The sequence below is a fragment of the Adlercreutzia equolifaciens genome, assembly GCF_029076695.1.
Taxonomy (GTDB): Bacteria; Actinomycetota; Coriobacteriia; order Coriobacteriales; family Eggerthellaceae; genus Adlercreutzia; species Adlercreutzia equolifaciens_A.
This window is the reverse complement of the sequence record NZ_JARFIK010000001.1, coordinates 1,039,989-1,061,668: the sequence shown is the minus strand read 5'-3', so window position 1 is coordinate 1,061,668 and position 21,680 is coordinate 1,039,989. Positions and strand designations below refer to the sequence as shown.

Sequence of the window (21,680 nt, the reverse complement as noted above, 5' to 3'; positions counted from 1 at the left end):
GCGCGATCGGGCTATCTCGCCGCCCTGGAATTTTGTGAACGAACTTGTCATTCTCGATGCCATTCAGACCATCCACACGGGGTGGCTCGATATGCTGGTAGCGACCTTCACCAGCTTGGGGAATGCCGGTGCCCTGTTCATCTTCACGGGCCTGGTGTTGTGCTGCATCCCGCGCACCCGCAAGCTGGGGGTGGCCGTGCTCGTGGCCATCGCCTTGGGCGCCCTGGTCACCAATCTCACCATCAAGCCCTTGCTCATGCGCCCTCGGCCTTGCGACGTGAATCCCGAGGTCATCATGCTCATCCCCCGGCCGCATGGCTCGTCGTTTCCCTCGGGGCACACCACCGCGGCCTTCGCCTGCGCCGGTGCCCTCCTGTTCATGCGCGACCCCCGTGCGCCTCGCGCCCTGGCCATTGGCGCCCTGGTGGTGGCCATCCTGATGGGGCTCTCGCGCCTGTACTGCTACGTTCACTACCCCACCGACGTACTTGCCGGCTGCCTGATCGGCCTGGCCGCCGGCTTTGCCGCTGCAAAAATCATGGCCGCCTGGAGCAAGCGACATCCCGCTACGAATGCCTAGGGCCGTCCAAGCGCAATCAACGCGCCCGGGGAACAAACAAGGGGGCTTCCGCCGACCATGGCGGAAGCCCCCTCTTCGTACCGAGCGTTTTGCGCCGGTCTTACTTCTGATGGCGCTTGTCGTAGAAGGCGGCCAGCTCGGGGCCCATCTTCTCGAGGGTAGGCTGATCCTCGTAGGCCATGTGGCCATTCTCGTGCACGTGGTACTCGATGCGGTCGGTGATGCTCTCGGGCAGGAACATCTTCGAGATGGAGTGCTTCACGTTCCAGAACGGCGTAGCGGCGTCGTGGATGCCGCCGAAGAACAGCACGCGGCAGTAGGGGTTGCGGCGCAGGGCCGTGCCCATGTCGTAGGCGGTGTTCGGGCACACGGGGCTGCCCATGGTGCCGGGCGCCTGATGGGTCCAGTTCCAGTCCTCATTCACCTTGAAGGACAGCAGCACGTTGTTCGGCGAGCCCTTGAAGCCCGTTTCCTGCACGAGCATCATCCAGGCGGACTCGTCCGGCGTCATAATGGCGTCGCCCGACGGATCCTCGCCAGCGAAGAACTCGTTGTCGCCCTGCACGTCCATATAGGCCGGCTCGGTGAAGCGCGTGTCATAGCGGCCGGTGAACAGGCCCTCGTCGGCCATGATGTTCTTGCGGAAGGTGTCCAGCTCGATGCGCAGGTGCTTGGCCTGGCAGAAATCGGCGGACAGACCGATGAGCTCGCTCATTTCCTCAGCAATGGCGCGCTCTTCCTCAGGCGTGATGGAATCGCTGGCAATCAGCGCGCGGCCGTACTTCTCGTCCACGAACTTCCAAGCCTTGTCGAACCACTCGAACTGGTCAACGCCCACGCCGGCCTTCTTGAAGTAGTTAGCCGTGGCGGCGTAGACAGGCAGCATGCCCATATAGTACAGGTCGTTACCGGACAGTGTCGGCGCGTAGTCCAGAATGGTGGACTGCTCGACTACGCCGGTCAGGGCAATACCGCGCTCGCCCAGCACGCGCATCAGCACCGAGTTACGCATGGTGCCGTAGGACTCGCCGTACAGGTACAGCGGCGCATCCCAGCGCTTGTGGGTGGTCAGCCACTGGGCAATGCCGCGGGCAAAGGCATCGGCGTCGCCGTCGACGCCCCAGACCTTCTTGGCATCGTAGTTCGGGCTCACCTTGGAATAACCGGTGCCGAAGGCATCAATGTACACCAGGTCAGTGATGGGAAGCATCGACCACTGATTGTCTTCCGGAGCCGTGGGGCAGGGCAGCTGCTTCTGGCTGGAAATGGGCACGTGGCGCGGGCCCATACCGCCGATATTCACCATAGCGGAAGATCCGCCAGGGCCGCCGTTCCAGCAGAAGGTGACGGGACGGTCGGACTTGTCCTCAAGATCGGTCACATAGGACAGCGCGAACATGTGCCCGATGAGCGTACCATCGTCGGTGTGCACCGGCATCATCTCAGCGGTGGTTTCGTAGGTAAGGGTTTCCTTGCCGTTGGTCCAGGTACGGGTTACCGATGCCGGCTCGGGAATAGTCGGCTCGGGCTTGGTGCCCTTGGCGCCGTCATTGATGGTGACGGTGAAGGACGGAGTGGTCTCAGCCATGATGGGCTCCTTAGGGTTTGCGTCTTCCCCTGTTCAGGGTTCAAAAAACACGGTACGCTCTCCTCGTGAAGCCTTCTATGGAGAAGGCTCGTCCGTCATAAAAGCAAGAAGCAGCCGAAACGCCGCCGTTACCCATTCACCCCTTAGAGGAGATGCCTCAGACGGACGGCGCCTCTTGCCACTCGTCCTCCCCCAGTCCCGACAGCGGCTCGCTCGGATTTGGCGGCATCTCGCGAAGTGATGCAGACGCTTCCCGATGCTCGGCCAAGGCGCGCGCCACCCGCGCCACGGCGTACACACCGAACACCGCCGTGTATACCGCCAGACTCTCCTGGGCGCTCGCTCCTCCGCCCAAAGCCGACGGGGCCAGCATCAAAGCCAAGTGCACATAGATCAGACCGAAGAAAGGATAGGCCCACTTCTGCACCTGCTTCCAGCGTTCGGAGGGCATGCGCCGTTTGATCGAATGGAGCGACGTGATGCCCAGCACCAAAATGAGCACCAACAGGCCCAGGGCCACGGCAAAGGCCACGGCCACGTTGCCGCGAGCGCTTCCCGCCACAAAACGCGACACATAGGTGCCCAGATAGGCCGCCATGTGACCCGCCGCCAAAAGACAGGCGGCAATGGACAGTTCGGCGCGCACGGGACGCAGCCAGTAGGATACCCGCGAGCTGTGTGGAAAGCATCCGATGTACATGACCACCGTGAACAACGCCAAAGAGAGCATGCACTTCTGCACCAGCACGAACAGAGGCGACCACAGCCAGAAGGGCGCATCCAGGTAGTCGGCGGCCAAATAGGCAACGTCCACTACCAAGGCGAATCCGTACAGGAGCGCTGGATGCGCGGCTACAACTCGGCGAAAGAGAAAGCACCCCAGCACGGTTAAGGCCAGAACCACGGCGAAGATCATGACAGCGCCTCCTCGAGGACTGCTCGGTTCTCGCGCACATAACAGAGGGTCAGCGCCACCATGGCCGGATAGAAGGGCAGCTTCGCAAAGCTCTCGACTCGCTTCTGCAGCGCTGGCACCCAATTGAGCAGGTGCTCGTCGATGAACTGCCGCTGCTCCTCCATCAAAGAGCGCGCGTCTTCTCCCGTACCCAGAGCCGCCTCAATGCGCTTGCTCAGATGGGCCATGAACTCCAGCTCGAAAGCCAGGTGATCCTCCGGTACCTGCAGATCCAAGGGAATGACCAGGCCGTTGCGGCGGTACACGCGCACCACCTCGTCACGAGAGTCCTGCATCATAATGCCCTCGGGCGACGTGTACACGCTCTCGTAGGGTACCGCCGTCTCGCCCTCATAGACACCGGCGGCCAGAAAGATGCGGGCGTAGTCGACGGCCAGATCTTGGCGCGCCGTCGCCCCCCGCCGTGCCAAATAGCGACGCAGCCGCGCGCAGGCATCGCCCATGGCAGACCCGTCGTCGGGAAAGGCAAAGCCGCTTTCTGCCAAGCCGTCGATCTGCTCTTCGGTCAATTCAAGATAGAAGATGCTGCTGAGCAGCGGATAGAACACAGCGGCGTTCTCAAAGAACGCGCGCGTCTCTTCAACCGCCGGAGACGAATCTGAAGCAGTCATAGGCGCGGTCCTTTCTGTGAGGAAAGAGGGCAGCGGTCCTGCCGCTGCCCTCCCAAGAAGAGCGGGCCATTTCCCAGGGAGGGGTGAGGGAATGACCCGCGGGATACATCAAAACTTAGGCGTTGCTCACCTGCACGGCGTCGTCGCTCACCCAAGTGGCGTACTTCGGCGAGAGCAGGTAAATAGTGCTCGGCCCGTTGCCGTCGTCGGCCAACTGATGACAATCGGCGGCATCGTAGGCGGCCACGGCCTTCGAGGCATCGCTTTCCGGATCGTCAAGATCGCCGTAGAAGCGCGCCTCGCCGCAGCAGGCCTTCACGCAAGCGGGCAGCTCGCCCTTGTCCGTAAGGGGCTTGCACAGCGTGCACTTCCCCACCACGTTCTCGGCCTCGTTCAGAGCGCGCACCCCGTAGGGGCAGGCCGAAAGGCAGGACTCGCAGCCGATGCAGTTCTCCTGGTCGATGAGTACAATGCCCGTCTCCTCGTCGCGGTAGGACGCACCCGTCGGGCATACCTCCACGCACGGAGCGCCGGTGCACTGCTGGCACATCGTGGGCAGCCAGTACTGCTCGATGTTCGGAAACGTTCCCTGGGGGCCCACCGGGGTCACCCGGCTCCAGTACTGGCCCAGGGGCACGTCGTTCTCTTGCTTACACGCGACCTCGCAACCGAAGCAGCCGATGCAGCGGTTCAGGTCGACAACAATGGCGTTACGCGTCATAGACGGCATAACCTCCTCCCGTTTCGTCGGTTACCTCGGGCAGCCACGGCGTGAACTCCGCCGGCTCCACCCACACGCCCTCGGGGGCGCTGTCGGCGCGGGTCACGTTGACGGTGAAACCGCGCAGCGTGTACGTGCCGAACTCGGGATTGTAAGGAGCATCGTTCTTGGTCAGCACATTCACATTCATGGCCTTCCAAGCGCGGCTCGGGTCGTCGGAATCCATAAGCTCCGGGTTCCAGAAGCGCTCCTGATAGATGACCTTGGGCGCGATGCCCTCGGTGATATGGATGCGGCCCTGAATCTTGCCACGACGGCTTTCCACGAAGCACCAGTCGCCCTCTTCCACGCCAATCTCGGCTGCGGTGACCGGGTTTACCCAGGTCTGCGGCACGGGATACATCTCGCGAATCCAGGGAACGTTGCGCAGGGTGCCGTGATGGTACATAGGCACACGGCCCTCGGTGAGCACGTAGGGGAAGTCCTCGTCGGACAGCGGCGACTCGGCCGGCTCCTCGTAGCGCGGCAGCGGCAGATAGTCCACGGACGCTGGCGGCAGCACGTAGCCGTCCCAGAACGACGATCCCTGGGGACCGCCCGTACGGCCCATGATGGTCATGGCCTCGCCGTAGGGCTCCATACGGTGGGAGTTGGTGGCAAAGCCGGCGGGCAGACCTGTCTCGGGGTCAGCCTGCTCGTAGCTCTCGTAGCTCGAGGTGATCCACTCCTCCATGGGCATGAACTCGGCCGGCAGCTTCTCGCAGCACTCGTCCCACGTCCACTGCTCGCCGAAGGACTGGCTCATGAAGGCGGCCAGGTAGCCCTTGTACTCGTCGTAGGTACGCCAATAGGGGCCAGCGGCACCGCAATTGTCTGCCTCGAAGGCCATCTGGGCCTCTCTGTGGCCACGATCAGCCAGAGCCGCCACAATCCACGACCAAATGAGCGTCTCGTCCACATGCTCGAAGGTGTGCACCACGTCGCGGCGAATGAGCCACACGTTGCAACGATCGGCGCCGTAGGCGGTCTCCAGCCATTCGGCCGTGGGCAGAATGAGGTCGGCCAGCTCGATGGAAGTCGTCGTGGGATACATGTACATATGCACGATGAACTTCATCTTCTTCATGGCCTCGAGGAAGGTGCCCGCACCGCCCACCATGGCCAGCTTGTTGCCGGAACGGTCGATCCACATTTCCGGCTGGTAGGGCTCGCCGGTGTTCATGGCCTCCATGATGGTGGGGATGTGCGAGGCCATCCAGTAGTTCAGGCCCTTGTGCTCGATAACGCCCAGACGGCGGCTCACCACGTCCTCGGTCGGCGAAAGCGGCGTGGGACCGAACAGGTTGAACGGGAACAGGAAGTAAGTACCAAGCGATTGGTTCTTGCGGCTCTGGATGGTGTTGCCCTGATGGCAGGCGTTGCCCATGAGGGACTCGATGATGGTCACGCCCTCGGGCACCTGGGCCGACTGGGCATACTGGTCGGTGGCCACGCCGATGGAGATACCGGAATGCGGCGAACCCTCGCAGTAGGTCTTCACGGCTGCTTCAATGGCGTCGGCCTCGCACCAGGTGACCTCGGCGGTACGCTCAAGGGTCCACTCGGCGCAGTTGTCCCACACCGCGCGGAAGGCAGTGCGGCTCTTCTTGCCCTTGACTTCGAACTCGCCATCGAGCACGGGGGCCAGGGACTCGTCCTGGGGCCACGGCATAGCGGCCGGCGCATTGGTGTTGCCGTCCCACACCACGTACTCGTCGGCACTGCCGATGCCCAACTCGTCGGCGTGATAGAGCAGCATGGTCTCCTCATTGATGAGGAAGGGCAGGTTGGTCCACTTCACGCACCATTCCTCATCGTAGAGCTTGTTCTCGATGATGTAGCGAGCCCAACCGTTGGTCATGGCCACGTCGGTTCCGGGGCGAATGGGCAGCCACACGTCGGCCTTGGCGGCGTCGGGGGTGAAGCGCGGGTCCACTACCACGGTCTTCATGCCCTTCATGCGCAGGTTGTTCACCGCGCGACCGCCCGAGGGCACGTGGCTCTGGGACGGATCGGTGCCCCACATGACCAAGCAGTTCGGCACGGCGTCCTCGTAGTAGATCTCGCCCACCGTAGAGTCGGCGATCGAAGTATCGTTGCAGCCGTTCAACATGGGCTGGGTGCACATACGGGGCAGGTAGCACTGGGCGCAACCCGGCTCGAAGAAGTTACCGCCACCGAAGGCTTGCAGAAAACGATGCAGACCGAAGAACTGCGGGTTGCCGCCGCCACCGGTGGAGATGACCAGCTTCATGGGATCCTTTTCGTAGATCTCCATAAGATTGTCGGCGATGGTGTCGATGGCCTCCTTCCAGCTGATGCGCTCCCACTGGTTGGTGCCGCGCTCGCCCACGCGCTTCATGGGGTACTTCATGCGGTTGGGGTTGTACAGCGCCTGGATGGCCGCCAGGCCCTTAGCGCACAGACGACCCTTCGACATGGGATCGATGGGGTCGCCCTCCACCTTCACCACGCGCCCATTGCGCACGTGCGCAATCACGCCGCAGTTGGAGATGCAGGCGCGGCACGACGTGTGCACGAGCTCCGCGGGCTCCTCCTCGGCAGCGCCGGTGTCGGCCATGTCGGTTTCCTCCATATGGGGCGAGCAGCCCGTTGCCGCGCAGGCGGCAGCGGCGGCGCCGGCCACCATGAGGAAATTGCGACGGGTCAACGTAGCTTCACTCATAGACTTCCTCCTCTTCCTCTCTCTCGACGTTTTCGCAGACTGCCTTTGGCGCGCTAGGCGCGCCCCCTCTCGGTGGCAATCCACGCCTTTCCATTCCACGCGAGCGCGCCTACGGCTTCGAGGGCGCCCGTGAAATAGCTTGCATGGAGCCCGTCGATACTGCGGGCCTCTTCGGTTTCCAGCTGGTTGGCCTCTTTCAGAAGTTCCTGCAGCTGTCGGGTAGTTTTTCCCGAATCGTCGGCGCACCAGGCCAGCACGGCACGAAAGCCGGCCTCGCGCTGGGGCGCTTCCGCAATGAGCCGCTCCAGCGAGCGCAGCTCGTTCTGGACGCGCGCCGCTTCAAGGCCCTCGGCCGTGGTTTGGAGCCGCACCGTCATCTCGGCCGACTCCGGCACTGTTTCGTCGTCCTGGAGGGCCTCAAGGGATCCCTCGTAAAGCGCACCGTCCACCAGAACACGTTGCTCCAGGGCACCGCAGCGCACCATGGCATCGACCAAGGCGGCATCGCTGAGGATTTGAGATTGGGACGTGCGGTGACTGGCACACCAGGCAAGCGCTTCTTCAAGAGCGCATTCGTCGGTACAGGCATCAAGTAGCCCCGCGTACAAGAATCGATAGGCAGGATTGTCCTCCAAAATACGGCTGACGCGCTCTGCCCCCATGACGTCGTAGCTCATAGTCTCCCCTCTTCGACGATGCTGCCGATGGGGAAATACTAGGATGCGGAGCGACGGTTGCGCATCGTCCACCGTGAGCGAAAACTCCTCACGGAAGCGGTTCACTCAAAATGTATGCAGCCGCTGAACAGGGAAAATGAGGACTATCCCTGAGGGGCTTCCTTTACCAGGTCCAGAAGCTCCTGACGGGAATGCACATCGAGCTTGACGTAAATGCGGCGAATATGAGAACGCACGGTATTGAACGAAATGAACAGTTCATCGGCAATGGCCTTGGCGTCTTTGCCCACCACCAGAAGCTCGAGCACGTCTACCTCGCGAGTGGAAAGGCCGTAGTCCACCGCCATCACCGCGCACAGACGCCGCAGCGATGCCTGGTAGCCGTCAAGAGCGGCCACCGTCTCCGCGGGCGCACGGTCCGACGCCGTCTCTCCCTCCTGGGCGGAACGCGCGGAAACGCCTATCGGACCCGAGGAAGCCGTCGCAGCGAGAGGCGCCCATTCTTCTTCCAACTCCTCTTCCGAAGGCTGCATCAACGCCTTGACGTCATCGATGCGCAACAGGAAGAGGCTGGACGCCACGCAGAGAATAACGGCCGCCGCCATGACGAAGGCCAGCACGGCGGTGGACACGCCAGCCGTGTACAACGCAGAGCCCGCACCGACACCGGCCGTGGTGCCCAAACAGGCCGCTCCGAACCCGACACCTACCACTTGCACCGCCGAGCGTCCCGAGCGAAATGACACGCGGCACAACAACGCCCATAGGCAGAGCATGGTCATGCCGTAGAGCACCGAGGACACATCGCCCATCACCGTAGCGTTCACATTGAGCAGCGCCAGCACCAGCACCACCAAGACCGAGCCCACGAGCAACCCATAGAACAGCGTGCCAAATGCCGCGTTGCGGGGCGAGACTGCCGCCAGGGCCGCCATAGCCGCACCCGCCGCCAAAAGACCCAAGCCCACCAGCGAACGAGAAGCGGCGAACTGGCCAGATTCCATGAGGTTGGGATAGTAGCCGCGGGTCAAGCTGAGCAGGAAGAGCAACATGACAATGAACACCGTAAGACGCACTACCTCAGCGGGCATGCGACCACGCGAAGTCCCTCCGGTGAAAGCATCGGGGTTTTCAGAGCCGCCCAAATCGGCGGGCATCGAAAGCGCGGCGGCGGCCAACGGAAGCAAAAGGACCAGCATCGCCGCGGCAAGGACCGGCAACCCGCAGAGCACCAGCATCATATCGAAGGCGTATATCAACACACCGAGCATGAGGGCGGACCCCATGGCAACGATCATGGCCTTGGTCTCCACCTCGGAGAGCACAAGGGCCGCCCGCAGCGCAATGAGCGACGTCGCCAGGCCCGTCGCCACCGCGCAAAGCACGAACAGCGCAGGCGCCAGAAGCGGACTGTTCAGGACGCCTAATGTTGCCCCCGCCCCTATCAGCGAAGCAACGGCCAGAGAGCGGCCACCCAGCCCATAACGCGTTGCCCAACGAGGTATGCAGCCAAGCGCAATCAAGGCTATGCCCAGGGAGAACGTAGAGAGAATGAAGGCATCCGCCGTCGTCTGAAGCGCGTTGACACCCGCGGGAAGCGTGACGTCGGCACTGTAAATGATAGTGATCCAGGCAATCCAGCAGCCTGACCCCACAGCCGCCGCCATAGACAGACCCAGGGCAGACCGCGCCCTCAGCGATTCTGGCATTTCCACTCCCAGGCCCCCTCCCTGCCTCTTTTTCCCAGAAAGTATAGAGGTATCGCCTTTCCCAGTAATGACCCATATTGAGTGAATCTTAATTTCAACACCCTTGCCACCTGGGAAAATAACTGATCGAAGCGGCATAAGCGAACATCGGTATTTCTATAAATGCTTCTAGTATTATTCGTCAAACCTTTTTTCACGAAAACCTATAAACCACCTAGCTGCTGTGATACTTTCTGCGTACGCAAGAATTATTAGCATTTCATGCTTTTTTGCGGCGTACGCAGAAATTTACGTCGTTTCTGACATAATTTCGGCGTACGCAGAAATTTGGAGGAAGACATGAGCCCCGTCAACACCGTTAGCGCCATCGGCGCCGCCATTCGCGCAGAGAGAAAACGGCAACGTCTCACGCAAACCATGCTCGCAGATCTCTGCGGCGTCAGCCTTTCGTTCATCTCGAATTTGGAAAACGGCAAGCCCACCACCGAGCTGGCAAAAACCCTCAACGTCATCAATACCCTTGGCCTCGACCTCACCCTCCAACGCAGAGGTGAATAGCCATGCAGCTACCCATTTATCGCGACGCCCCCGAAGGGCTCGCCCTTATAGGAGCCTTGAACCGCAAAAACGGCGCCGCTACCTTCCAATACAGCGAAGAATACCTTGATCGGGACGACGCCGCTTCCGTTTCGCTCTCACTGCCCCTCACGGACAAGCCTTACGACGAGGAGGCCCTTCTCCCTTACTTCAAAGGACTCCTCCCTGAAGGCGAGGCCCTTGAAAACCTCTGCCGGTCGCTTGGCATCCTCACCACCGATTACTTCACCATGCTTCAGATGTGCGGCCTTGACTGTCTCGGCGATATCATCATCAACCCGGAAGCCTATCAGGCAACTCGCGCCTATGAGCCCCTTACGCTCCAAGAGGTAAAGGCCATGGCAGGCAAGCCGAAGATGATTGATGAATCACTTGAGCTGGCCCGCCTCTCGCTCGCTGGCACCCAAAGCAAGTGCGGACTGTTCCACGATCCTCAGGCGCCCCTCGAAGAGGGCTGGTATCAGCCGCGGGGCGGCGCACCCTCGAATTACATCGTGAAATTCGCCCGCGAAGATTTGCGCGACCTCATGACCGTCGAGCATCTCGCCATGGTCTGCGCCCATGCTTGCGGCGTTCCAACAGCCCGAACCGAGTTGATCGACCCCCTCAGGCCAGTTATATGCGTAGAACGCTACGACCGCCTGGCCCCTACAACCGAAACAGTGGACGGCCTGGTGACGCCCCGTCGCCGACACCAAGAGGATATCACCCAAGCTTTCGGCATAAGACCACAGGACAAATACCACCAGCTAGAGCCAAGCACCATCGCCGTCCTTGGCGACTTCCTCAGAAAGCGATCTGCCCAACCCGCCCAGGACATCGCCAATCTCGCGCGCATCATTCTGTACAACTACCTCATCGGCAACTGCGACAACCATCTGAAGAATCTTTCGATCCTCTACGCTCCCAATTGGCAATCGTTCCAGCTGGCCCCCGCCTACGACTTGGTAAGCACCACGTATTTCGCGCGCTTCACCAGCAACATGGGCATGGCCCTTGGCGACCACCTCGATATCAACGAAGTCACATCAAGCGATTTCTCGATTGTAGCCGAACAGCTAGGTGTAAACATGCGCCTTCTCCGTTCCATGGCTCAAGAATTCGCCGATAAAGCCCTTCCGGCTTTGAGGGAAGAGAGCACGAAACTCGAGTCAATGGGATTCGAAGACGCTCCCTATATTACCGACGACATTGAAGAGGATGTGTACCCGCGACTCGAAATACTGCTCGCCATGTGAGACCTCCAGGTTTAACTGATCAGCAACAGAGAGCGAGCAATTTTCCGTTACACTGACGCGTAATTAGTTTTCAATCGAAAGGACTGACCTTATGGGCATTGTAGAAGGTAAAGTGGCCGTTGTTACCGGCGGCACGCGCGGTATTGGCTACACCATCGCCAAGGAATTCCTGAAGAACGGCGCCAAGGTGGCCCTGGCCGGCTCGCGCCAGGAAACCGTGGACGAGGCACTGGCGAAACTGGCCGAAGAGGGCCTGGCCGACAACGTCATGGGCATTGCCCCGAAGCTCACCGACCCCGATTCCGTCAAGGAAGCCTTTGACGCCGTGGTGGCCCGTTTCGGCCGCATCGACGTGCTGTGCAACAACGCCGGCATCAGCTCGCGCACGCCGCTGGTGGACTACACGCTGGAAGAGTTCGAGAAGGTCATGGACTTGAACGTCATCGCCGTGTTCGTGTGCAGCCAGGCGGCGGCACGTCTCATGATCGAGCAGGGCGAGGGCGGCGCCATCATCAACACCAGCTCCATGGTGGGCAAGCACGGCCAGCCCTCGGGCTCGGCCTACCCCACCTCGAAGTTCGCCGTGAACGGCCTCACGCTGTCGCTGGCCCGCGAGCTGGCGCGTCATCGCATTCGCGTGAACGCCGTGGCCCCGGGCGTCACCCACACCGACATGGTGGACGCGCTGCCCGAGTCCGTTATCAAGCCCCTCATCGAGTCCATTCCGCTGGGCCGCATGGGCGAGCCCGAGGACATCGCGAACGCCTACCTGTTCCTGGCCTCGGACATGGCCGACTACATCTCCGGCGCCGTGCTGCCCGTGGACGGCCTGTCCCGCCCGTAAGGACCAATCGGCTCCGCGCGACCTTCCAGCCCGCCGCTTATGGCGGGCTTCTTTTTCACTTCTTTACTTTAGTACAGTAGAGCACTATAGTTTCAGACGCACCGTCAATATCGGTGCCACGTCTTGCGAGCAGCACCCCAGGCTCCTCGCAAGACGCGCACAACCCCAACGACAAGGAGCTACCCATGAGCGCGCCCTACGAAAACGCCGACGAAATGGCTGCCGCCCAAGGCGCAGCCGGCCAGCCCATACTGAAGCGCCAATTCGGCCTGCGTGAGGCCATCACCATCACCGTAGGTACCGTCATCGGTGTGGGGCTGTTCACCACGGGCGGCAACATTGTGGGCATCATGGGACCGTCAGTTATCGTGGCCACCCTGGTGGCCATGCTCGTGTCCATCTACCCGGCGCTGCTCTACGGCGAGATGGGCGCGGCGCTCCCCTATGCTGGCGGCACGTATCAGTATGCAGGCCTCGGCCTGGGTCGTCCTTTCGGCATGCTGGCGGGCTGGAACTTCATCATCTCGCTCGTGGCCGTCACCGGCGGCGAGGCGCTGGCCTTCGCCTACTACTTCAAGACCATCTTCTTAGCCGTGGGCGTTGAGCTGCCTATTCCCGACGTGGCTCTGGCCTGTCTGGCACTCCTGCTGTTCATCGTCACCAACGTGGCCGGCGTGAAGATCACGGGGCGCCTGCAGAACGGCTTTATGTTCTTCTTCTGGGGCGTGGCCGCCATCTGGTTCCTCACCATGATCCCCAATGTGAGCCTGCCTGTCTTCGTCACGGCACCGGAGTTCCTGGGCTCCATGGACGCCTTCGGATTCATCGCGGCTGTGGCCATGATCTGGTGGTGCTTCGCCGGCTTCGAAACGTGCTGCGGCATGGGCGAGGAGATTCGCTACCCCTCCATCAACATTCCCCGCGCCTTGAAGCTGGCTCCCTTCATCATCTTTGCCGTGAACGGCGCGTTCCAATGGTTCCTCGTGGGGATCACGCCCATCGACGCCATTCCGGCCCTGGCCGATGCGTCGGCTCCCTACGCCGAAGCCATGATGTCGGCGGGCATCCTGGGCTTTCCGCTGCTGCTGCTTGCGCTGGGCGTGGCCTTTGGCGGCGACTTCTCCACGCTGAACGCCTCCATTGCCGTGCCGCCGCGCTACCTGTTCACCATGGCCCGCGATGGTGCCATGCCCCGCGCGTTCGCAAAAGTACACCCGCGTTTCCGCACGCCCTACGTGGCCATTATCACTTTGGGCGCACTGTCCATCCTGTTGGTGGCCACCAGCACCCTCGATTTCATCGCATCGCTCTCGCTGTTCGCCGATCTGTTCTACTACATCATTGGCATTGCTGCCGCCTGGGGTTTGCGCCGGCGCATGCCCGACCTTGCGCGCCCCTTCCGCGTGCCGGGAGTTGCCGTGGGGGTGCCCGTCTCCATCGTCATTTATGCGGTCATGATGAGTCAGCTGGGCACGGAGCCTCTGGTGGTGGGCGCGGTATGGTGCATACTGGGACTAGTGGTGTTCTACGTATGCCAGGCCCGCTACGGCAAGCCAACCCCGGTATCGGTAGCCGAGGCGCTCCCGGGCGCCGATGAGGTGCCCGCCGCCGCCGAAGCCGCAAAGATGGACCGCGAGTATCGCATCTGGAAAATCGTGGTAGCCGTGGCCTGCGCCATCGTAGCACTGCTGTACCTGGTACCGCTCGTAACGGGATAAGCAAAAGAGAGGGCAGCCGCGGAGGGGGAAGCGACTGCCCAGAAAGAAACTCTTGGACGGCGATCCGGCACGAGCCGATCGCCGTCTTTTTATGCTAAGTGGGCCACAGCATCCTGGGCCGCCACACCCAGCACAAAGGCAAACAATCCGCCATCGTAGTAGCCTGGCGTCCCTTCAATATCGAAAGCCACCAAAAGCGCTGTGTTCGCGCGATAGCTGCGAGCTCCAGCATCAACGCACATTAAGTGCCCCGATCCATCATGACCGTTGAAGCCGCCGTAGGTAAGACAGAAGACTTGGCTTTTACTGGCTAATCCCCTCTCCATCATCGGTCTCCTTTTCCTCCCCGAATTGCATGCGATAATAGCGCGCGTAGGTACCGCCTTCGGCCAGCAGTTCTTCGTGGCTGCCCAGCTCTACCACGCGCCCTTCGTCCACCACGGCAATCAGCTGAGCGTTGCGGATGGTGGACAGGCGATGGGCGATAATCAAGGTGGTCCGGCCGCGAGACAAGGCGGCCAGAGACTCCTGCACCGCGTGCTCGCTTTCATTGTCCAGGGCGCTGGTGGCTTCGTCAAGAATCAGAATATGCGGGTTGCGCAGAAACACGCGGGCGATGGCGATACGCTGCTTCTGTCCGCCCGACAAGCGCGCTCCGCGCTCACCCACCAGGGTATCGAAACCCTGGGGAAGCTCCATAATGAAGTCGTAAGCGTTGGCCGCTCGAGCCGCTTGCTCGATTTCCTCATCAGTGGCATCGGCCCGACCGTAGGCAATGTTTTCGCGCACCGTGCCGCCGAACAGGTACACGTCCTGCTGAACAATGCCGATGGCCTCGCGCAGCGATTCCACCGTCACCTCGCGAATATCGACGCCGTCGATGGTGATGGCACCACGGTCCACGTCGTAGAAGCGCGGCAGGAGTGAGCAGGTAGTGGTCTTTCCGCCGCCCGATGGGCCCACCAGCGCCACTGTGGCGCCAGCGGGAATATCAAGCGAAAGGCCGCGCAGCACTGGCTCTTCCTGGTTGTAGGCAAAGAATACGTCGTGATATTCCACATGCCCGCGCTCGCCGGGATCCGCTTCGGCAAGGCTGCGCGCCCCTGGACGGTTCGCTACATCGGGATGCTCCTCCAACACCTCCATGAAGCGGCGGAAGCCCGCATAGCCTTTCTGAAGCGTCTCGGTGAAGTTGATAAGCTGCTCGATGGGAGCGAAGAAGATGCCAATGTACAGGGCGTATATGGCCAGGTCGGTTACTTGCAAGGTGCCCTGGGCCACGAAGTAGCCGCCGCCCACAATGGTTACCGTGTACAACAGCCCCATAAAAAGCGAGCTCATACCGTGGAAAGCCCCCATGAACCGGTAGGAGCGCTTCTTCGTATCCAGGAACGCCTCGTTGGCGTCGCGGAACTTCTCCTCTTCAGCCGCCTCGCCGCCGAAGGACTTCACCACCCGAATGCCGCCCAACGAGTCCTGGACTGTGGCGTTGATGCCGGCCATGCGCTCGCGATTCTCGCGGAACACCGTACGACGGCGATAATTCAAGTAGAACGAAAGCGCCGCCATGATCACCGTTGCCGCCAGCATAATGGCCGTCAGCGGCCCATTGATCATGAACAGCAATACAAAGGATCCGACGATTTTCAGCGTGCAGATAAACAGGTTCTCGGGACCATGGTGAGCCAGCTCCGAGATATCGAACAGGTCGGACGTTACCTTCGCCATCATAGCGCCGGTATTGTGCCGATCGTAGTAGCTGAACGACAGGCGCTGATATTGGCTGAACAGATCGCGGCGCATGTCCGCCTCCATATAGGCACCCATCACGTGGCCCTGATAGGTGATGAACACCTGACAGCCCGTGCGCAGCAGGTACAGCGCTACGAACATCAGCGCAATAAGGCCGAGGCTCGACAAAATCACCGAGGGGCTCTCCAGGAAGAACTCCCTGGTAAAGAAGTTGAGGAATTGCGGAAAGGCCAAATCGATGGCGGCCAGCACCACCGCCGCCAGCAAATCGCCGAAGAAGAGCGCTTTATAGGGACCGTAATAGCTGATGAAACGCGACCAGACGCGCTTTGCCGATACCTCGGCATGGGTCTCCTTCAGCACTTCGTCGGCTTGGCTCATCTTCCGCTCCCCCTCTGTGTTCTTCTGCATGCTTTTGCACGCATAATACTCCACCGAGCATAATAAGAATGCCGTCAATTCGCCAGTGGGCCTGCGCCGATCCGCAGCCGCAAGAACCATGAGGGGGCTTTACCGCCTGATAATTTGCCCCACCGGCAGAGCTCTACCCTAGCGCCACGTCGAGCACCATCATGAGCACGAAGCCCAGGGCCACGCCGATGGTGCCGATGTTGGTATGGTGTCCCATCTGCGTCTGGGGAATGAGCTCTTCCACCACCACGTACATCATGGCACCGGCGGCGAAGGCCAGTACGTAGGGCAGAAGCGGCGTAGCCAAACCCGTGATGGCCAGCATGAGCACCGCGCCCACCGGTTCAACGGCACCGCAGCCCGTGCCCATCACGAAAGCACGGGCGCGAGAAATACCCGTCGAAGTGAGCGGCAGCGAAACGATGGCCCCCTCGGGCACGTTCTGAATGGCAATGCCGATGGACAGCGCCGTCACCGAGGCCAGGGTAATGGTGGGGTCGCCGGCCAAAAAGCCCGCGAGTACCACGCCAACTGCCATGCCCTCGGGCAGGTTGTGAATGGCCAGGGCCATGAGCATCATCGTGGGCTTCTTAAGCGTTGAAGGAGCGCCTTCCGGCTCATCGGAGCCCACGTGCAAATGAGGCGTAAAGTGGTCGATGACCAGCAGCAAAAGCATACCGCCCAAAAATCCCACGGTAGCGGGAACCCAGGCAGGAATCGGACCGCCTTCGGCGGCCTCCAGCGAAGGAATGATCAGGCTCCACACGCTAGCGGCAATCATGACACCGGCGGCAAAGCCGAGCAGCGCCTTCGTGAAGCGCTCGGACATGCCGCGGCGCAAAAACAGCACCAGCGACGCACCCACGGTGTTGCCCAAAAACGGCACGATAAGCGCAATGGCTAACGCAGTCGCTACAGCAGGTTCCATGATCTTCCCTTCCAGAAACAGCAAAACGGGCCGGGAGCTACGCCCCCGGCCCGCTCCTTCATGACATTATGCCTTGTAATGGGCGGCGTTCTTGCCGGCAATGCGGCCGAACGTGTAGATATCGGTCATCGAGCAGGAGCCCAAGCGGTTCGTGCCCATCTTGTGGCCGGCCACCTCGCCGGCGGCGTACAGGGCCGCAATGGGCTTGCCATCCTTGTCGAGCACCTCGGCCTCGGGGGTGATATGCAGACCGCCCATGGTGTAGTGCACAGCGGGCTTGCAGGCCATCAGGTAGTAGGGGCCTTCCTCGATGGTGTTCATTTCTTCGCCGCTATAGTGGAAGTCCGGATCGCTGCCCTTCTTGCAGTACTCGTTCCACTGCTCGACGGTTTTCTTCAACGCCTCAGGATCGACGCCCTGGGCCTTGGCCACTTCGTCAAGCGTGTCGGCCTTTACGATGACGCCGCGGGACTCGCTGTTCTCGTACTCGTCGGCATGAGTCTTGATCAGGCCGGTGTTGTCGGCAGCCTTCTGATCGAACAGCAGATAGCCGACGCCGTCCGTTTGGGCCTTGATACCGTTGGAGATAACGTCACGACGCTCAAGCTCCTCCACGAAACGCTTGCCCTCCTTGTTGACCAAGATGCCGTAGTTCTCCAAACGCACATCGCCCACGTACAGCAGCGCGCCGGTTTCAGGGTCGCACACTGGATAGGTTTGGATGTATTCCATGTCGATGGTGTCGGCGCCGATCTTCTCGGCCATGACGATGCCATCGCCCTGGGCCGCCACCGAGTCGGTGGACAGGATCTTCTCGTCCATTTCGGGGTTGTACTTCATACGCATTTCGATGTTGGAGCCGAAGCCGCCCGTGGTCAGCACCACGGCGTTGCAGGCGATGGTCTTCTCCTCGCCGGTTTGCTGATCGAGCACCTTCACGCCCGTCACGGCGCCGTTCTTCTCGCGGATGAGCTCCTCCGCCTTCATATCGCCAATGAGCACCAGGTTTTCGATTTCGTTGGCGCGGTTGGTCAGCTTCGTGGTCATCTCGGAGCCCGAATGGGTAATGGGGATGATGGAGCGCTTGATGCTGTGGCCGCCGAACTGCATGAGGTCGTGCTTCCAGGAGATGCCACCCTCGTAGGTCAGCCAGTTGGCGGAGTCCAGGGCGCCGTTGGCGATGATGGTCACCAGCTCCGGATCGCCCTTGTTATCGCCACCGACCAGCATGTCGGTTACCAAGCCCTCGGGCGAGTCCTTCACGCCCTGGGTTACCTGAATCCAATTGCCGGGAACGGCCATCTCGCCGCCGGACAGGGCCGTGTCGCCGCCATAGACGCCCATCTTGTCCAGCAGCACGACGCTCTTGCCCTCGTTGGCGGCCGTAATAGCCGCGGCAAAGCCAGCGCCGCCAGCGCCGATGACCACCACATCGGCCTTGTCGGGCAGCTCAACATCGTTCACCCACTGCGCCGGCTCGCGATGCTTCCAGTCCTCGGTGTCTTCGCCCAGCGTATCCAGGGCACTGCCCACGGCTGTCAGAAACGCCATGGAGGACAGGGTGGCACCGCTGATGGTGTCCACATCGAGAGTTTGATTGTCGATAATGGCCTTGGTCATCTTGTCCATGGCCACGTCCCCCATGCCCGGCGTCTCGCGCGAATCCAAGACGGTAATGCGGTCGATGGCGCCGTCCTTCATGGAAACTTCGACATCGAAGTTGCCGTGCTTGCCCATGCCCTGGCCAATGGCGGTTACCGAGCCTTCGGAATTCTTGTCCGTAGCTGCTGCCTGCTCCTTCTTTTTCTCGGCAGCCTCCTTCTCGGTCATCGGCGCGCACCCCGCAAGCAGCATGGTTCCGCCCAAAGCAGCAACGGCACCACCGGTGAGGAACTGACGACGAGAGTAGCGTTTCATGATGTGCCTCCTAAAGCAACGCCTCTACGCGAAGGGAGACGGGTGCTGAAGCAGCCGCGGTCAAAACTGCTGGTCACTTCTGGTTACCTTTCGGGAACGTCCCTTCCCCCTAATTCGCACCTTTCCGATGACTTCATCATAGGACCTCCACAGAGGAGGTCGCCAACTTGCAACGGACCCGCCCCGAACCGTTGCTCGGGCGTGACCAGAGGGTCATCTGACAGACGAGGCGTCAATATTCGCACCGAGCTCCGTCTCGCTGTTGCGAGCCGTCTCCCCCTTCCCCGAAGGTAACCTTCCTGAAACGAACCTTTGGAGATTTTCTTCTATGCTAGGACGCAGGCTTAGGCTGGAGCCCTACTTTATCCTCACGAAAGGAGCGTCCATGGATATTCAGAAGGTTACTGTTGCCGGCGGCGGCGTGCTGGGCAGCCAGATTGCCCTGCAAAGCGCCTACAAAGGTTTCGATGTCACCATTTGGCTGCGCAGCGAAGGTTCGATCGAGCGCGCGAAGCCGAAGCTCGAGCGCTTGCGCGGCATTTACAAAAGCACCCTGGAGGCCCTGAAGACGAATCCGGCGGCTTGGTGCCGCGGCCTAACCGACTCCGCCGACGTGCCCGCCGAGAAGATTGACGAGCTTATTGCCCAGGTGGACACCGCCTGTGACTCCATCAAGCTCACCTGCAGCTACGACGAGGCCTTCAACGATGCCGATCTGGTCATCGAGGCCATCGCCGAAGTGCTCACGGAAAAGGAGGCCTTCTACGCCGAGGCCTGCCCGCATATGCCCGAGCGCACCATCGTCTGCACGAACTCCTCCACGCTGCTGCCCAGCGCCATCGTGGGCTACACCGACCGCCCCGACAAGTTCCTGGCCCTGCACTTCGCCAACAACATCTGGCAGAACAACACGGCCGAGGTTATGGGTCAGCCCGCCACCAGTCCCGAGGCCTACCAGGCCGTGGTGCAGTTCGCCCGTGCCATCGGCATGATTCCCCTGGAGCTGAAGAAGGAGCAGCCGGGCTACCTGCTGAACTCCATGCTGGTGCCGTTCCTCAATTCCGCCGAGGCCCTGCTCGCCAACGGCGTTGCCGACGTGGAGACTATCGACAAGGCCTGGATGCTGGGCACCGGCGCCCCCTTGGGCCCCTTCCGCATCCTGGACATTGTGGGCCTGACCACCGCTTACAACATTGTGGCCGCCAGCCCCGATGCCGCCAACCCCGACAGCATCGCCGGCAAAATTGCCGCCACCCTGAAAAGCTACATCGACGCCGGCAAGACCGGCGTGAACGCCGGCGAGGGCTTCTACAAATACAACTAGTCGCACCACCCCAAACGCCACCGATAAAGCCCGGAAGCCAAAAGCTCCGGGCTTTTTGCTTCTGGGCCCGCTCTTCGGGCCACGCCCTAGTAAGAAAGCGCGTGGGGAATGAAAAGCCGCTGGTAGGTGGCCGTGGCGTAGCGATCGGTCATGCCGGCAATGTAGTCGGTCACTGCACGCAAGTCGTCGCCCTCGGAAATGGAGCGATAGTCCTCGGGCACCTCGTCGATATGCTCAACATAGTAGTCGAACAAGTCGCTCAGCAGGTGAGTAGCCTTGTCCACCTCGGCCATGACCACCGGCGCCGTGTACACGTTGGCAAAGAGGAAGGATCGCAGCTCCATCATGGCGTCCCACACCTCGGGACTCATGGCAATATCACCCGTAGCGGCCGACGTGTCCACCATGTCCCACACCAAACGCTCGATGCGCGCCGAATGGTTGGCCCCCAGCACCCGATGGGTGGTTTCGGGCAAATCGGCCTCGCTCAGAATACCGGCGCGAATAGCGTCGTCGATATCGTGATTCACGTAGGCAATGCGGTCGGCGGTGCCCACAATGCGTCCCTCCAGGGTTTCGGCCCGCAGATTGCCCGTATGGTTGAGGATGCCGTCGCGCACCTCGGCCGTAAGATTGAGCCCGGCGCCCCCGTTCTCGATGCGCTCCACCACGCGCACGCTCTGCTCGTTGTGGCGATAGAGCGCCTGGGCTCGCGGCGAAGCGGGATCAATACCCCGATGCCGCGCCAACGAGGCGCTGAGCGCCGCCTCACCGGTATGGCCGAAGGGCGTGTGGCCCAAATCGTGACCAAGGGAAATGGCCTCAGTCAAATCCTCGTTGAGCCCCAGGGCGCGCGTAATAGTGCGGGCTATTTGGGCCACCTCAAGGGTATGGGTCAAACGGGTGCGGAAGTGATCGCCTTCCGAGGCGAGAAAAACCTGGGTTTTATGGGAGAGGCGCCGAAACGACTTCGAGTGCAGGATTTTATCGCGATCGCGCTGGTAATCGGTGCGCAGCACATCGGGGTCCGTCGACCGCTCACGCCCCTCCGTGTCGGCCGCCCCCGCCGCATCCGGGGAAAGCTCACGGCGCTCCCGCTCTTCCTGGTATTCCCGATCGATCACGCGCATAGCAGCGTCCTTCCCTGCAGGGCCCCGCCCGAGCAGAGCCGTTGTTCTCCCAGTGTAGCAAACAAGAGGCCCTGCGACCGCCGTCAAAGGTAACGGTGCATCGACTCCTGCCCCGCCCCTTCGCCTTCGGGAACAGCCGCCCCGGACGCCGGCGGAATGCCCTCGTTCGGCAACAACGAATCAACGGTGAGTTAAAGCCTTACTAATTGCCGCGCACCCCGCGGGGTGGGCAGG

The 21,680-nt window shown here is 61.4% G+C and carries 18 protein-coding genes; 6 read left to right on the top strand and 12 right to left on the bottom strand.

Annotation, left to right across the window (positions count from 1 at the left end):
• Positions 1-34 precede the first annotated feature (34 nt).
• On the top strand, positions 35-580 hold the full coding sequence (locus PZH32_RS04205) for a phosphatase PAP2 family protein (RefSeq protein ID WP_275206402.1): 546 nt from the start codon (positions 35-37) through the stop codon (positions 578-580).
• A gap of 100 nt (positions 581-680) precedes the next feature.
• Here PZH32_RS04205 and PZH32_RS04200 read toward each other — a convergent pair whose 3' ends face one another.
• The 7 genes from PZH32_RS04200 to PZH32_RS04170 all read right to left on the bottom strand — a co-directional run bounded on the left by PZH32_RS04200 (position 681) and on the right by PZH32_RS04170 (position 9,587).
• A complete protein-coding gene (locus PZH32_RS04200; protein WP_275206400.1) occupies positions 681-2,168 on the bottom strand; it encodes a S10 family peptidase in 1,488 nt (495 codons plus the stop codon).
• A 157-nt stretch (positions 2,169-2,325) separates the two neighbouring features.
• The gene (locus PZH32_RS04195; protein WP_275206399.1) at positions 2,326-3,084 is read right to left on the bottom strand and encodes a hypothetical protein; all 759 of its coding nucleotides are present in this window, start codon (positions 3,082-3,084) and stop codon (positions 2,326-2,328) included.
• A complete protein-coding gene (locus tag PZH32_RS04190) occupies positions 3,081-3,755 on the bottom strand; it encodes a TorD/DmsD family molecular chaperone (protein ID WP_275206398.1) in 675 nt (224 codons plus the stop codon). The genes PZH32_RS04195 and PZH32_RS04190 overlap by 4 nt, the downstream gene beginning before the upstream one ends.
• 115 nt (positions 3,756-3,870) lie before the next feature.
• The gene (locus PZH32_RS04185; protein WP_275206903.1) at positions 3,871-4,476 is read right to left on the bottom strand and encodes a 4Fe-4S dicluster domain-containing protein; all 606 of its coding nucleotides are present in this window, start codon (positions 4,474-4,476) and stop codon (positions 3,871-3,873) included.
• Positions 4,466-7,201, bottom strand: a complete 2,736-nt coding sequence (locus PZH32_RS04180; RefSeq protein ID WP_275206396.1) for a molybdopterin-containing oxidoreductase family protein — start codon at positions 7,199-7,201, stop codon at positions 4,466-4,468. Before PZH32_RS04180 ends, PZH32_RS04185 begins: the two co-directional genes overlap by 11 nt.
• A gap of 53 nt (positions 7,202-7,254) precedes the next feature.
• Positions 7,255-7,878: a hypothetical protein gene (locus PZH32_RS04175; RefSeq protein ID WP_275206395.1), complete on the bottom strand. Its 624-nt coding sequence runs from the start codon at positions 7,876-7,878 to the stop codon at positions 7,255-7,257.
• 143 nt (positions 7,879-8,021) lie between these two features.
• On the bottom strand, positions 8,022-9,587 hold the full coding sequence (locus PZH32_RS04170; RefSeq protein WP_275206902.1) for a helix-turn-helix transcriptional regulator: 1,566 nt from the start codon (positions 9,585-9,587) through the stop codon (positions 8,022-8,024).
• 339 nt (positions 9,588-9,926) lie between these two features.
• On the opposite strand from PZH32_RS04170, the gene PZH32_RS04165 reads away from it, so the two are divergent.
• The 4 genes from PZH32_RS04165 to PZH32_RS04150 all read left to right on the top strand — a co-directional run bounded on the left by PZH32_RS04165 (position 9,927) and on the right by PZH32_RS04150 (position 13,984).
• Positions 9,927-10,145, top strand: a complete 219-nt coding sequence (locus PZH32_RS04165; protein WP_275206394.1) for a type II toxin-antitoxin system Y4mF family antitoxin — start codon at positions 9,927-9,929, stop codon at positions 10,143-10,145.
• A 56-nt stretch (positions 10,146-10,201) separates the two neighbouring features.
• Positions 10,202-11,422: a HipA domain-containing protein gene (locus tag PZH32_RS04160; protein ID WP_275206393.1), complete on the top strand. Its 1,221-nt coding sequence runs from the start codon at positions 10,202-10,204 to the stop codon at positions 11,420-11,422.
• A 91-nt stretch (positions 11,423-11,513) separates the two neighbouring features.
• The gene (locus PZH32_RS04155) at positions 11,514-12,266 is read left to right on the top strand and encodes an SDR family NAD(P)-dependent oxidoreductase (RefSeq protein WP_275206392.1); all 753 of its coding nucleotides are present in this window, start codon (positions 11,514-11,516) and stop codon (positions 12,264-12,266) included.
• Positions 12,267-12,451: 185 nt separating this feature from the next.
• Positions 12,452-13,984 carry an APC family permease gene (locus PZH32_RS04150; RefSeq protein WP_275206390.1) on the top strand — a complete coding sequence of 511 codons (1,533 nt, stop codon included), beginning with the start codon at positions 12,452-12,454 and terminating at the stop codon, positions 13,982-13,984.
• Positions 13,985-14,073: 89 nt separating this feature from the next.
• Here the strand turns inward: PZH32_RS04150 and PZH32_RS04145 are convergent, their stop codons facing one another.
• The 4 genes from PZH32_RS04145 to PZH32_RS04130 form a co-directional block, all read right to left on the bottom strand.
• Entirely contained in the window at positions 14,074-14,310 is a 237-nt protein-coding gene (locus PZH32_RS04145) for a hypothetical protein (RefSeq protein ID WP_275206389.1), read from the bottom strand.
• Positions 14,288-16,117 (bottom strand): ABC transporter ATP-binding protein, encoded by a 1,830-nt coding sequence (locus PZH32_RS04140; protein WP_275206388.1) that lies wholly within the window; start codon positions 16,115-16,117, stop codon positions 14,288-14,290. The genes PZH32_RS04145 and PZH32_RS04140 overlap by 23 nt, the downstream gene beginning before the upstream one ends.
• A gap of 163 nt (positions 16,118-16,280) precedes the next feature.
• Positions 16,281-17,075, bottom strand: a complete 795-nt coding sequence (locus tag PZH32_RS04135; RefSeq protein ID WP_275206387.1) for a ZIP family metal transporter — start codon at positions 17,073-17,075, stop codon at positions 16,281-16,283.
• 66 nt (positions 17,076-17,141) lie between these two features.
• The gene (locus tag PZH32_RS04130) at positions 17,142-18,992 is read right to left on the bottom strand and encodes a flavocytochrome c (protein ID WP_275206386.1); all 1,851 of its coding nucleotides are present in this window, start codon (positions 18,990-18,992) and stop codon (positions 17,142-17,144) included.
• A 385-nt stretch (positions 18,993-19,377) separates the two neighbouring features.
• Here PZH32_RS04130 and PZH32_RS04125 point away from each other — a divergent pair, with 385 nt between their 5' ends.
• Complete coding sequence (locus tag PZH32_RS04125; protein WP_275206385.1) at positions 19,378-20,316, top strand: 3-hydroxyacyl-CoA dehydrogenase; 939 nt, start codon at positions 19,378-19,380, stop codon at positions 20,314-20,316.
• An 86-nt stretch (positions 20,317-20,402) separates the two neighbouring features.
• Here PZH32_RS04125 and PZH32_RS04120 read toward each other — a convergent pair whose 3' ends face one another.
• Positions 20,403-21,446 carry a deoxyguanosinetriphosphate triphosphohydrolase gene (locus PZH32_RS04120; protein WP_275206384.1) on the bottom strand — a complete coding sequence of 348 codons (1,044 nt, stop codon included), beginning with the start codon at positions 21,444-21,446 and terminating at the stop codon, positions 20,403-20,405.
• Positions 21,447-21,680 lie beyond the last annotated feature (234 nt).

Excerpts from the sequence above, each read along its gene's own strand:
- PZH32_RS04170 (WP_275206902.1), bottom strand. The coding sequence starts at position 9,587 with ATGCCAGAATCGCTGAGGGCGCGGTCTGCCCTGGGTCTGTCTATGGCG.
- PZH32_RS04140 (WP_275206388.1), bottom strand. The coding sequence starts at position 16,117 with ATGAGCCAAGCCGACGAAGTGCTGAAGGAGACCCATGCCGAGGTATCG.
- PZH32_RS04135 (WP_275206387.1), bottom strand. The coding sequence starts at position 17,075 with ATGGAACCTGCTGTAGCGACTGCGTTAGCCATTGCGCTTATCGTGCCG.
- PZH32_RS04130 (WP_275206386.1), bottom strand. The coding sequence starts at position 18,992 with ATGAAACGCTACTCTCGTCGTCAGTTCCTCACCGGTGGTGCCGTTGCT.
- PZH32_RS04150 (WP_275206390.1), top strand. The coding sequence starts at position 12,452 with ATGAGCGCGCCCTACGAAAACGCCGACGAAATGGCTGCCGCCCAAGGC.
- PZH32_RS04155 (WP_275206392.1), top strand. The coding sequence starts at position 11,514 with ATGGGCATTGTAGAAGGTAAAGTGGCCGTTGTTACCGGCGGCACGCGC.
- PZH32_RS04165 (WP_275206394.1), top strand. The coding sequence starts at position 9,927 with ATGAGCCCCGTCAACACCGTTAGCGCCATCGGCGCCGCCATTCGCGCA.
- PZH32_RS04200 (WP_275206400.1), bottom strand. The coding sequence starts at position 2,168 with ATGGCTGAGACCACTCCGTCCTTCACCGTCACCATCAATGACGGCGCC.
- PZH32_RS04145 (WP_275206389.1), bottom strand. The coding sequence starts at position 14,310 with ATGGAGAGGGGATTAGCCAGTAAAAGCCAAGTCTTCTGTCTTACCTAC.
- PZH32_RS04120 (WP_275206384.1), bottom strand. The coding sequence starts at position 21,446 with ATGCGCGTGATCGATCGGGAATACCAGGAAGAGCGGGAGCGCCGTGAG.
- PZH32_RS04190 (WP_275206398.1), bottom strand. The coding sequence starts at position 3,755 with ATGACTGCTTCAGATTCGTCTCCGGCGGTTGAAGAGACGCGCGCGTTC.
- PZH32_RS04175 (WP_275206395.1), bottom strand. The coding sequence starts at position 7,878 with ATGAGCTACGACGTCATGGGGGCAGAGCGCGTCAGCCGTATTTTGGAG.
- PZH32_RS04185 (WP_275206903.1), bottom strand. The coding sequence starts at position 4,476 with ATGACGCGTAACGCCATTGTTGTCGACCTGAACCGCTGCATCGGCTGC.
- PZH32_RS04195 (WP_275206399.1), bottom strand. The coding sequence starts at position 3,084 with ATGATCTTCGCCGTGGTTCTGGCCTTAACCGTGCTGGGGTGCTTTCTC.
- PZH32_RS04180 (WP_275206396.1), bottom strand. The coding sequence starts at position 7,201 with ATGAGTGAAGCTACGTTGACCCGTCGCAATTTCCTCATGGTGGCCGGC.
- PZH32_RS04125 (WP_275206385.1), top strand. The coding sequence starts at position 19,378 with ATGGATATTCAGAAGGTTACTGTTGCCGGCGGCGGCGTGCTGGGCAGC.